Raw genomic sequence first — 13,599 nt, 5'->3', positions numbered from 1 at the left:
TTAAATATGTATCAATTACTTAGATATGCTGTAAGTAAAGTGATTCCCAAGTGTTTGGGAGGACTCTTGGTGGCAATGGTAATGCTTACCGCCGCTACGGAATTGACAGCACAGGATTACGAGTTTACTCTGAATCAACGTCGTATGGGTGATACCATCGGTGTCGAAATATGGGTGAAATCTGCAAATTCAAGTGTCGCAAATTTGGGCGATATGTCAATTTCGGTTTTATATAACAACCTATTTTTACAACCCGCTGCTGCTGTAAGTGGTTCAAATCCTTCGAACACAACAGACTCCATTCATTATGATATGGATTTGGCAAACCCTTATATTACAATTTCTTCGCCTTATGCTAATGCTCTTTACGGCTTTGATAATTTAACAGCTCAGGCTGCTGACGGTAACAACGGTTCAGGACACATCTATGTTTACCAACTTGATGTAAAAACTACTCCCGGTACGCCTGCAGGTTTCCAACCGGCTACTACAGGTAAAGGAACTTATGTCGGCATGTTGAAATTTAAAATTATCAACCATTCCACTATTTTCGAAAATTCTTTGACAGGTATTGCTTTCAACCCGAACTCTTGGTTGGCAGCATTGGCTATCACTGACATTAGCGGCAATAATCAAACTAATAATTCTACATTTACAAATCAAGGTGATTTTACTGTTCGTGGTATTACATTGTTGAACCCGAACTACCCGAATCAAGCTGTAAATCGCTATCCAGATGCAGGTTATCCGGCATTGGGCGGTAATTTAGGTTATCCGATTTATTTCGAACGTTCAGGTTTGAATCATCCTGATACTACAAATTATGGTAGCAACGGATTTGCTTATCAATTATCATATTCATTAGATAATGGTTCGAATTACACTGAATTTGGTAGAGTAGCAGAACACAATGCCGCAGTCGTTGCAAATGACGAACTTTACGCATCCGGTGAAATTGATTCAATCGGTCAATATTATATTACTAAACCTAATGGCACTGTTCTTACTTTAGGTTACAGTGGTGTTTTGCGCACTGTTTGGGAAGCAAGCGAAAATTTCCAATATCGTTCAGAACAAGCAATGATGCGAATTCGCCAAATTGCAATGACAGGTACAGGTGCTAATATCGCATTACGTAGTGCATATTCACTCGATTCTCTTACTCGTTGGGATGTCAGTAATGCTGCTTTCGTATTGGGTCGTTTGTTCTTCGTCCAATTAGACGGAACCAGCGGTTACTTCAAAACTGCACGTACATTCAGCAATGCAACTCGCGTTACTGTCGAAGCTTGGGTTAATCTTAATTCAATTCAAGCCGGTGGTTCACCTGCTGTAGTGGCATCATCTGCTGGTAGCGTTTCTCCGGAAGAAGGTGCATGGATGCTTTACTTGCACGAAGGTATGTATCCTGCATTCAGAGCTCGCGAAATTGAAGGACGCGGAACTGACGGCTTTATCGGTACTATTATATCTCCTGACGCTCTTGGCGTATCAAGTGATGAATTCCCATTAACTCCTGCTCATGCTTCCAATTGGGTACATCTTGCGGGCGTTGTTGAAGATAATAAAGTTAGACTTTATGTCAATGGCGAAGAAGTTGGTCGTTATACAAATACTAATGCTGTAAATATCAGAATGTTGACAACGAATCATCCGATTTGGGTCGGCGTTAATCCTAATTTAGGTATTGAAGCAAATGATTATTTGCACGCAGGTATAAAAGAAGTCAAAGTTTGGCGTAATGCGCTAAGCCAAGAACAAATCCGTACTCATGCATCAGGCGTTTATATGCCAACTGATACAACAGTAGGCGACGAAAGAACCACTTTAGAGTTATATTATCCTCTTCAAGGTTCGAATTCAGACCGTGCTACTGCATTCTATTTCCAAAATAGCATCACTGAATTTAATTTTCACAACAGTTCATCTCCATCAGCTTCTATAGTTAATGAATTGATTAATTATCGTCCTGACCGCTCACACATCAGATTGACAACTCCTATTGGTGGCGAAGGCGTCAGCAACTTAATGGACAGAACTTTTGATGTTCGTTGGGTAGCTTATGGATTGGGTAGCATAGCTCCCGGTTCGGAAGATTTAATGATTCAAGTAAGTCGCGATGGTGGTTTGACTTGGTTTGATGCAATTGACAACGATTCTCCTGCTATGCCTTTGGATATAGTCGAAGTAGAAGCAGGTCAAGCAACTTGGGAACCATACAATAATGCTACATTTACCGGTCAAGATGATGACTTGCAAGGCGTAATAGACTTGGCAGGTAATTACTCTAAGAGCGTAAAATTGCGCATTAGTGGTACCGAAGACCGCAACCAAAATGACATTTATGACGAGTCAGGTTTGTTTACTGTAGCTCCGAATTTCGCGTTTACAAACTTGGGAACAGCGAAAGTCAGAGTGCCAGAGAACACTACTTTGAATTTGACTAACTCAAATTATATGATAGAAGCATGGATTCGTCCGTATAGATTCCCAACTGTAGAAGAAGGTTCTTTCCCGATTGTAAGCAAAAAATCTGACGATGGCAGCGATTTAGATTATGCCTTGAGATTATTGCCTACAGGACAATTGCAACTTGAATTATCATCTACAACAAATGAAGCCTCTAGAATTGCAACTTCAAGTGCTCATCCTGATTCATTGATTACAATTCCTAACGTTGTAGAATATGATACTGCTTGGACTCATGTTGGGGTTTATGTTCAATTAAGTGGAACAAGCTCGGTAATATTCTATATTGATGGCACTCCACAATGGACAGGCGACCTTACTGACCAATTAGGCACAGGAATTACTGTAGATGTACAAAGCACAAATCCTGCATTCTTAGGTTACGAACCTACAGGCGCTGATGAAGGCATTACATTTATTGGCGATATTAAAGAAATCAGATTCTGGAATGGTTATCCGGGCGGACAAAACGACGCCGGAAATGCTCCAAATTCTAATTTAACTAAATTCATCCAAGGTGCATTAACTGTAAGAGCTGACGAACTCGGTACTTTTGCAGGCGTAGATTACACTGAAAATTTGGTTGCTGCTTATATTTTGAACGGCGGAAGTTATGTAAACAACGGTATTATGCGTACTGTTGCTGCTTATCCTTCAAATGCTGATATAAACGCAAATATTAGTGGTAGCGGTTACTATTATTCAGCTACTAAACCATATTTGAAAGTTATTACTCCAACTTACAAGCAAAGAGTTCAAAATTCTTCAGAAAATTTGAAAGTACGTTGGGTAGGCTTTGACTATAACAGAAACAATCTTGTAACATTCAGAACAGGTGCCGGTGGTGCTAACGAAGCTGACCTCGAATATTCAATTGAAGGCGGCGGCGGTGTCATTATCCAACATTATCAATTCGTGGCAAGTGAAGCTTACAATCCGATTTACACAAACGCAATGTCTATTCCTGTAAATCAAAATACATACGAATTCCCGGGAACAGCGAACAAATCACAATACGCTTCAATATTAAATGTAAGCGTAGCTGACCCTGATTTGAACGATGATGAAACTTTCGATGACCAAGGTCCGATTGCAGCAGCTAATACTAATGCAAGATTGAGATTGACAGGAAGAAGCACTATTAACGGTTTCATGGTTGAGTACATCAATGGTACTGCCGGAAATGATGGTTATATGCCAACACTCAGACCCGAAAGTGCTTTATTCACTATCACTCCACAAAGTAACTTTACAATCAGAACTGTACTCGAAGGCTATCATGATGGTATAACTAATGGTATATTATCAAATTTGGGTACTACTTCTTGGGAATTTAATGATAATGGTTTGAGAATTGATTTATTCGAAAATAATTCAAATTCACCGGGTGTTTATGTTGCTTCCGCTGTCTCAGAAAATGCTTATCTAAATAATACTACAGCATTTGCTACTGCAAATAGAGATAACGGTGACAACACATTTGCAAATGTTCCATTTGTATTTGATGAATTGCTTGACGGACGTTATTTTGTAAAAGTCAGCCACATCAACCACTTATCTGCAATGTCGAGATTTGCTGCTCCTTTTGCATTCTCAGGTGATGATAACTCTACTTGGGAAGTAGAATCAGGCTGGGACTTCCAAAACTGGGATGGTGATAAAGACAATGTTCTAAGTTCGACTGATGCAGCTACAGAGCCTCCTACAATTGGAGCAGCTTATACTGCTCGCGGTAATTCTGAAACTGATATTAACATTAGTGCATATGCTACTACTGCTTTAATTTTCAACGAAGGTCAAGGCGGCGGTAGTACCCCGGGAAATAGATTAGCTGCTATGGTTGGTGGTGACGTTTATCGCGATGGTAGAATCAACGCGCTTGACCGTGCTAAAGTAGTTGCTGATAATGGTTTGGTGGTCGCAGCTTCAGACGTAACCGGTGACGGTGCCGTTAATGCTGCTGACAGACAAATCGTATATCGTAACAACGGTAAGGAAGAAGACCCATCAATGCCTGTGCCTGCTGATTTGCCGGGTTCAGTCAAAACTGACGAAATGGATATACATACTGCAGTTATTGCTGGCAACACTATGAATTTCAGCGAATTAGCACAAATGTTCGTAGATTCTGAAAAGAATCCTTCGACAAGTAAGCAAATGAATTCAAACTTTGCTAACAAAGATGCGAACATATTCTTATCAGGTGCTATCAGCTATGACATCACAGCATTGCCGAAACTCAACAATCAATATGTTGATATCGCAATTTATGCTAAAAACACTGGTGGTGACTTTGGTTTGGGTAACTCTACTTTGGGTGTTAAATTCGAGAATTCTAAATTGAAATTCCTCGAACTTATCAATACTGAAAACGTAATTTATAGTGACAGGCAAGATTTGGGTTATTTCCCAACCTTCTCCTCACCATCGTTGACAGCTAAAAACCCGATTGCCGATGTTCGTTGCTTGGATATCAACTTTGATAATTACAAACCAGCTAACAAACCGGGTCTTGGTTTACCAAAATCAGATACTTACTTGGGTACATTGAGATTCCAAAGATTAAGCATGAATGATTCATACTTCTTCGATTGGCACAACATTACAGTTGTCTTCACAGTAGACGGCAGAGAAGTTACCGCAGAAGGTAATTTCAAGCCAATTCTTCCAATTTTGATAGACAAACCTGTAACATTATTATACCCGAATGGTGGTGAAAACTTGGCTGCAGGTCGTCCATATGTTATTACTTGGACTGAACCTACGTTCGAAGTCCCTGTTCATGTCGATTTCTCAGCCAACAATGGCACAACATGGTCAAGAGTTACTTCGGCGCCGATTAGCCTTGCTAAAACTTCATATAATTGGTTGACTCCAAAAATTAACTCAAACAATTGCTTGATTTCACTTGTTAATGCCGAAACCGGCTCCATGATTGACAGAAGTGATGCAGTATTCTCATTGGCTACTGCTCCTGCTATCATTACTCGCCCAGCTTCAACTGATGCAGTTTACAAAGGTGGAAGTAATGGCACTATTCAATGGGAAATTGATGATAACATTCTCGTTCGCTTTGAATTCTCTGAAAACGGTACAAGCAATTGGACATCCGTAACACCTTCGGTTAGTTCGAGAAACTCACAAACACCTTGGATTTTACCGATGGTAAATACAAAACGTGCTGTTGTACGTATGGTTGATGTTGCAACTGGCGAAGTACTTGCTACATCGCAACAATTCAGAATACTCACAGGTTCGGTGACTATAACAAGCCCACGCGTTGGTGAAAAACTCCCAGCCGGTTTTATGAAGCCTGTTAGATGGGTTTACGACAATGTTAATCAATTTGACTTACAATTGAGTATTGACGGTGGAAACACATGGAGCTTCATTGGAAATGACGTCAAAGCTGTTGCTAAGATGATGGAATGGGTTGCTCCGAATGTTAATACTAAGAATGCTCACATTAGAGCGATTTATAATGGTGACGGCGACCTCGAATATAGCAGAACACCTGCATTCGAAATCATGGGTGCTACAGACGTTGAAAATGCCTCAAATTACGGCTTATCAATCTCTACAATCACTCCGAATCCATTTAACTCACAATCTCATGTTACATTTACAATTGCTAACGACATGAGCGTATCGGTCGAACTTTACAATGCCGCAGGCATGAAAATTATGACTGTGATGAACAACGAATACTTAATCAAAGGTACAAACGTAGCCGTCATAGATGGCGAAGGTTTGTCTTCCGGTATGTACTTCGTCCGAATCAACGCTAACGGTCTTAGCGTCGTACGCGAAATCGTTTACATCAAATAAACTACATATTTCGATTCATAGGGACTGCCTCACAAGGGCAGTCCCTTTTTTTTGCTTGAATATTTGGTTATATCAAAACAGTTTATAATATTGCATTGTAAATATATGCAATCTGAAAAATTGTTTTACAATGGTACATGACGCCGAATATATAAACTTGATAATAGTACACAGAAGTGGAGTCGTACCAACGTGTGACGACATTCCTGACGCTGATTATTTTATAATATCATTCAAATCTTATCAACAACCAACGGTGAAGAAAGCTCACCGAACAAATCACAAACACAACCCTCAACATACAAACGCAAAGTATCTCTTACCCAAAAGAGTGCGAGGTGTTCTATGAATGTGCTTTAAACTCTCGGTACCCGGGGTGTGACGAGCAGTAGAATACCCGATTTATGAAATTTATTTTTTTTTTTTAAATTTAATAGGATATTTATATGAAAAAAAGCATATCAATAATCAGTATCATCTCTATGATGAGCGTATTAGCTATATTTCCGACTAATCTCAAGTCCGAGAATCCTGAATGGATGTATTTTCCTGAGTTAGAGGACATACGTGGAATGGAGGCTATTGACCATTATATTTATCTCGGTTTAGCTTATCCAAAAACAGGTATCATTAGATTAAATCTTGAAAATCTAAAACTTGACACAATTGACCCAGCTATGGTTGCAGAATCATTCAAACAAGATTCTAAAGGAAATGTTTGGATAGGTACTCCCAGAGGTTTATGGGAAACAAGAGATAAATTTATTATTAATAAGTATGACCATACTAATTCAAATCTGAAACGATATTTTAATGGACCTGATTTAGATATTCTTTGTATTGCGATAGACAAATATGATAATAAGTGGCTTGGAACAGATTCTGGTTTAGTCAGATTTGATGGAGTCGAAGGTGAATTTTTTCACCATCCTAACAAATTGGTATCTAAAAGATTCACTCATGTATTGTTGGATAATGATGGTGAGAGTATTTGGATTTGGAGAAATGAAAATTATGGCGGAATTATGAAATTTTTACAAGGAGAATTTATTAATTTCGATACTTCAAACTCAAACATCGTAAATCCTCGTATTAGGGGTTTGGATATTGACAATAATAATAATCTTTGGATGATAGGACAGTATATATTATCCTTACCATCTTCCGGTAAGTTGATTAAGTATGATGGAGATAATTGGGAGCATTATGACATGGATAATCCATCTATAGCTCAACTTGACACTGATACCGAATTGAAAATTGATAAAGGAGGTACAAAGTGGATTGGTACAAGAAAGGGAGGACTGATCAAATATGACGGAAGTATATGGTCTCAGTACAATACTGAAAATTCCGGAATAAGTGGTAATCGAATTTCAAGAATCGTTATTGATAAATATGGGAATAAATGGATTGCAACAGGAAGTGGAATTAATGGTTTTCCTGCACTTGAAGTTTTCCGAGAAGGTGGAGTTTTCTTACCCACTAACGTTCAAGATTACATACGAGAACAAGACAGCAAAACCCCAATTGTATATCCTAACCCGGCAAATGAAATTATTAAAGTTACTGATTTAATCAAACGCGAGCGTTCATTCGAAATTTCAAATATTATGGGCAAAGTGTTGCTCAATGGTACTTTTTACCATGAAATTGATGTTTCGAGCTTGCCAACCGGTTTTTATTTTTTAAAAGTAGATGAGTTTAGATTGAAATTTGTAAAAAATTAATATAAAAAAGAAAGGTGAAAAAAATGAAAAATTCAAATTGTTATTCGTTTTTGGTTTCATTATTGTTAATCATAACGATAATGGGAATAGTACAGCCATCAAAGATTTATTCACAATTTATCTCAAATGGAAGTTTCGAAATTCATTCAGATGCAATCTATCCAAGAGGTTTGACTGGTGTAAGCCCAACTTTTTCCGGATATTTTGACAATGAACTTATGAGATGTATTGGTTTTTGCAGTAATCATCCATTCCCATGGAATCCTATTGATAACGCAGTTTGTTTTGGAAATCAAATGTATGGGAATGGATGGTATTGGGCTACTTATGCCGCCTCTCCTGACTATTTCCATAAAGGTGGGCTATTTGCGGCTCAAGTTCCTTATGTTGGTGTATTTTTTGATCAAACTGAAAGAGAATATAGATATCCATATGGTTATCCGTCTGTGAATCATGATGATAGTGCTTTCGTCGGTTTAAGGATAAGAGCATATAAGTCATTACATCCTCAATTTTTTAATTCATATAAAGAATATATACAGTCTAGATTAAACACAACTATAACCGGACCCAAAATTTACGAAGTTAAATTTTATGTTAGTAAATCTCGTCATATATACAGTTCAATCAAGAACATTGGTGTTTATTTTACAGAAGAATTCGTAGTAAATCCAAAAACATCATATATTAGTGATATGTGGAACAGAAATTTAACAGATGATGCCCAACCCCCTAATTATTTGACAAGTCCTCAAATTTCTAGCGATTTTTTATTAGACCAAACCGCAGATGAATTTGGGCATGGTGGGTGGCAGGAAATTAAAGGTTACTTTTTAGTTGACGAACATGAGGTTTACAATTATATTACAATAGGCAATTTTCAAAATGATTCAGCATTATGGGCTGACATTACTCCACCATTCCTCTCTGATGATATAAACGAATATGTTCTTTATTACTTCATTGATAATTTGTCTGTTACTGCAATTGATGAAAACTACACAGGGACTTGTATTTGCCAAAAAAATATCAACAAAGTAGAAATCACTCTAGATTCAACTAATCAGGATTCATTATTATGCTGCTATAATTATGATATATATATACCGGCTTCGAGTTATGGTTTATGTGGTATAAGCAAAATAATAATCCGTGATAGTGAAACAATCCTTGACGAAATAATTGCCGATGAATTACCTCCAGAGAACCCGACATTTAATGGGAGAGACCCAATAACAGGCACAGTTTGTTTGGATAAATTCACGCAACAGCATGATATAACGATTCAATTTTTTTCTCGAGAATCAGAAGAATCATATGTTTTGCTTGCTCATTGCACCCAAAATATACCTATTAAATGTCGATGTGACTGCGACGATTTGGCTCCATATCCATATGCAGGTAATAGTCCAAAATTCAAATTACAAAAGGTTGATGATTCTGAAAACGGAAACTGTTGTTGGGATATGGTATTAACCAATCCATCAACCAATGACGAAAATTCTTGTGAATTAGATTTATCAGATATTTACTTACATATTGGCTCTTCACCCAATCTTGCATATTACAATTTTACACCTAATCTTTTTTCACTTATAGATTCAGATTCATATCGCAAGAAATTTAAAGCTCCTTCCGATTTAATTATTAAACCGGGGCAATCTATCAATATTGGACGTATTTGTTCAAATGGTTCTCCAACTAATGAAACTGAATTATCATTTGCTTTTTCTCTTTATGAAATTCCAGGTTTAAATGTATGCGATACAGTCCTGAAACAAAAAATTAGTTGTAGTGATTCAATTGGTTGTTGTAATTCATTTGTTTTATATGCAGATTCAATTCGTCATCATATAATAGATACTATTTCATTCTGCACAACAACATTAATGTTGAATTATATCAATACAATAGAATATTGTGATTATGATGATGACATATCTGTCTCCATATATAATAATACAGATCAAGTTGGATATATAAGCCATAATTTTAAATTAAGCGAAATTTATAAATTCCCTATCGTTATAAGTCCATTAATTCCATTTACAGGTTGGAAAGAGTTCTGTATTCATATAACGAACCAAAGAACCCAAGAAGAATGTACCAAATGTATTTGGGTTCAATGCGATGAAATTAACCCTGGTGAGCCTATGAACAAAGGAAGTTTAGAAAAATCAGAAAAAAATGATGTGATTAAAATTGTACCAAATCCATCTGATAATTGGGTAGACATCTACTTCCATTCCGAAAAGGAAGCAACCGGTATCATTAAATTATATACTATTGACGGCGATGAAATTTTAAACAAAACAACAAAAGTTCACCAAGGTAAAAACTCTGCAAGAATATCAACGGGCGATTTCCCTGTGGGTATGTATTTGTTAGTCGTTAACATTGACGGGCGTATTCTGTCCGGCACAATATCAGTAGCACGATGAGATTCTTGTTTAGAATTATCATTTTTTAACTAAAATTCCCCCGCACTAAAAATGCGGGGGTTTGTTTTTTTGTTGTGTCTTACTCGCCAAACTCAGTGAACTCCCTCCCTACACCACATCCCCGAAGAGGGTGCCGGAGGTTGACCTGGTGATTTTGCAAGTGATTGTTTGCCCGACTTTGTAGTTTTGTTCGTAGTTGTCGAAAATTACTACTTTGTTGGTGTCGGTTCTGCCTTGCCATTCGTTCTTATTTTTTTTGCTCGTGCCTTCGATTAGGACTTCGTGAATCAAGCCATGTTCGGCTTCGTTCAATTCGCGAGAGATTTTGTTTTGTTGCTCGATAATTTCAGTCAAGCGGCGCCCTTTGACATCAGGCGTGACGTCGTCTTCCATCATATAGGCTTTAGTTTTCGAGCGTGGCGAATAGTTGAACATATATGCACCGTCGTAGCGCACTTCTGCCATCAAATCCATTGTAGCCTTGTGGTCGTCTTCGGTTTCGGTCGGGAATCCGGTAATAATATCTGTAGAAAGCGAACAATTTGGGATGAGTTCCTTGATTTTCCTCATTCTCTCCAGATAATGCTCAACAGTATAGTGGCGGTTCATCATCTGCAAAATCCTGTCCGAACCTGATTGCACAGGCAGATGGATGTAATTGCAAATATTATGGTGACTTGCCATTGCTTCGATTAATTCATCAGTCATATCATATGGGTGCGATGTGGTGTAGCGAATTCTCATTGAGGGAACCGCTTTGGCACATTCGACGAGCAATTTTGCAAAGTCCACCTTATTTTCCATATCAATATAGCTGTTCACGTTTTGCCCGAGCAAAGTTACCTCTTTGTAGCCAAGTTCGTACAAATCAATCAGCTCTTTTGTGACTACGGGGAATGGCTTGGAGCGCTCCCTGCCACGTGTATAAGGCACAACGCAATAAGTGCAAAATTTGTCGCATCCGCGAATAATCGAAAGCCAAGCACTTATTCCCTGCGTACGCAGCGGAATGATGTCGTCATAAGTTTCGACGCGGCTCAATTTTACCGCGATACCAACTTCACCGTTCATAGATTGCTCAATCATTTCCGGCACTTTGCGATATTCGTCGGGACCGACCACGATTGAGACCAAATCTTGGTGACCGACGAGCTTACCACGCAAACGTTCAGCCATGCAACCAAGGATTCCTACCAATAATTTCGAGTTCTGCTTGCGATAGAAGCGAAGTTGCTCGAGCCTTTTGAAGATTTTGGCTTCGGCATTGTCACGCACCGAGCAAGTATTGAGTAAAATAACGTTGCTATTATCAATTTTATCGGTTATCCCGAATCCTGATTGGGCAAGAATCCCTGCGACGATTTCCGAATCGTTTACGTTCATTTGGCAACCGTAAGTCTCGATGTAAACGTTGAAACCATTGTTACTGTCTGCGATTTCAACTGATTTTGGCTGTTGAGCAGCCGATTTATTGTTTAAGATTTGTATTTCTTGAATCATTTTTATTCCAAATTTTATCTATACTATAAATTCCCGGACCCGTTATAAGCAATCCAAGGAAAATAATTGAAACTTCGAGCGGATGAGCAAAGCCCAAAAATCCGTCCGATACATTGATTTTATAAATTAAGGCAACGAGAATGGTGGACAACAATAAGAAGACCACAGGCAAATGGAAAAGTCCGAATATAAGAAGCAAACCGCCGAGTGTTTCGATTAAACCTGCCAAGAACCCGAAAGTGCTGTGCCCCCAAGTGATTCCCAAATAATTCAAGGAACTGCCGATAGCTTCCCATTTTTCAGCGCCACCCATAAGTTTCGGATAACCGTGAAAAATCATTGCCAAACCCATACCCACTCTTACGACGAGTAAGCCGATGTGCATACTTTTTTCTGAATATAAATCTTTCATGAAATATCCGTTAAACATTTTGTAATTATATGTAAACGAATATTTTGCATAATTCATTTGAAATGAATTTCTTGCGGAGATATTTTATCTGAATAGACTCTCAATGCCTTTGCATTCGTGGTCCAAAGTGAAGCTCGATTTGGCATAATCATACGCTTTATCGGCTCGGGAAATGAAGGCTGCTCTATCTTGCACGAACTCCTGCATAGCCGCTGCCAAATCTTCGACATCGTGCGGTTTGAACAATCTGCCGTATTGCCCATTTTGAGTAAGTTCGAGAGTGCCGCCATTGGCACTTGCGATTATGGGTAATTTCGACAAAAATGCTTCAACAGTCACCATGCCGTAGGCTTCTGAACTCGATGCCAAAATAAAGCAATCAACGGCATTCATCACATTCCCGACATTTTTTTCAAAATCGGTAATTGTTACTCTATCGCCCAGATTCTGCTCATCAATAAATTGCAAAAGCTGATTATAATATTCTTCGCCTTCTCCGACAGTTTTCTCACCAACAATTAGCAATTTGATGTTCTTTTCCTGCTTAATTTTATCAAATGCCCTCAAAATAGTCAGTTGTCCCTTTTGACTGTCAATTCTGCCGATGATACAAAAAACAATATCATTATCGGCAAATCCAGACTTTTTGCGATACTCTTCTCGCGGGATTTGCGGCTTGATTTTTTCCGTATCAACTCCGAGCGGAATTATTCGGATTTGGTCTTCTCGAACTGTGCTTAGTCGCAATACGTCACCGGCAAGCAATTGCAAAGGCGAAACCCAGTAATCAACTTGCGAATAGCGAATCCGATGGAAAATATCCTTTTTTCGGCGACCAATGTGCATTTGTTGTTGGTAAATCAAATTCAGTTGCTGATTGATGAGCTTCGTGTTAGCAAGCAAGCTCAAATCGGGATGAAAACTTGTAATGATATTTTTACAAGCAATCATCTTCAGCCTAAAAGCCAATCTCCAAGCATTATAAAAATCGAAATATTTCATGTATTTGGGCAAATTCATCAACGGAATCGCCAAATCTTGGCACCGTTGGGCGATAAAAGTATCGGCTTTGGCGAAAACCACTATGGAATTGCCCCGTTTGATGAGTTCTGATGCCAATTTGACAGTATTAAACTCCAAACCGCCCCGACCGTAAGAACCGCAAACTATCGCCGTATCGTATTTATTTTTGTTCAAATTGCTTTTATATCGAAAAATT

General features: G+C 38.4%; 6 protein-coding genes. 3 read left to right on the top strand and 3 right to left on the bottom strand.

Annotated features, from left to right (window positions below; all coding sequences use genetic code 11):
• Window positions 1-6: 6 nt before the first annotated feature.
• The 3 genes from M9949_03290 to M9949_03280 all read left to right on the top strand — a co-directional run bounded on the left by M9949_03290 (window position 7) and on the right by M9949_03280 (window position 10,468).
• Complete coding sequence (locus M9949_03290) at window positions 7-6,297, top strand: T9SS type A sorting domain-containing protein (GenBank protein ID MCO5250428.1); 6,291 nt, start codon at window positions 7-9, stop codon at window positions 6,295-6,297.
• Window positions 6,298-6,743: 446 nt separating this feature from the next.
• The gene (locus tag M9949_03285) at window positions 6,744-8,027 is read left to right on the top strand and encodes a T9SS type A sorting domain-containing protein (protein ID MCO5250427.1); all 1,284 of its coding nucleotides are present in this window, start codon (window positions 6,744-6,746) and stop codon (window positions 8,025-8,027) included.
• Window positions 8,028-8,050: 23 nt separating this feature from the next.
• Entirely contained in the window at window positions 8,051-10,468 is a 2,418-nt protein-coding gene (locus tag M9949_03280) for a T9SS type A sorting domain-containing protein (GenBank protein ID MCO5250426.1), read from the top strand.
• Window positions 10,469-10,576: 108 nt separating this feature from the next.
• On the opposite strand, the gene miaB is transcribed toward M9949_03280, so the two are convergent.
• From miaB to M9949_03265, 3 genes are all read right to left on the bottom strand, one after another.
• Window positions 10,577-11,968, bottom strand: coding sequence for a tRNA (N6-isopentenyl adenosine(37)-C2)-methylthiotransferase MiaB (miaB, locus tag M9949_03275; GenBank protein ID MCO5250425.1), 1,392 nt, complete (start codon window positions 11,966-11,968; stop codon window positions 10,577-10,579).
• On the bottom strand, window positions 11,937-12,380 hold the full coding sequence (locus tag M9949_03270; protein MCO5250424.1) for a DoxX family protein: 444 nt from the start codon (window positions 12,378-12,380) through the stop codon (window positions 11,937-11,939). Before M9949_03270 ends, miaB begins: the two co-directional genes overlap by 32 nt.
• Before the next feature lie 84 nt (window positions 12,381-12,464).
• Window positions 12,465-13,577, bottom strand: coding sequence for a glycosyltransferase family 4 protein (locus tag M9949_03265; GenBank protein MCO5250423.1), 1,113 nt, complete (start codon window positions 13,575-13,577; stop codon window positions 12,465-12,467).
• Window positions 13,578-13,599 lie beyond the last annotated feature (22 nt).

This window comes from Candidatus Kapaibacterium sp. (genome assembly GCA_023957315.1).
Taxonomy (GTDB): domain Bacteria; phylum Bacteroidota; class Ignavibacteria; order Kapaibacteriales; family UBA2268; genus PGYU01.
This window is presented reverse-complemented; position numbering and strand designations above follow the sequence as displayed.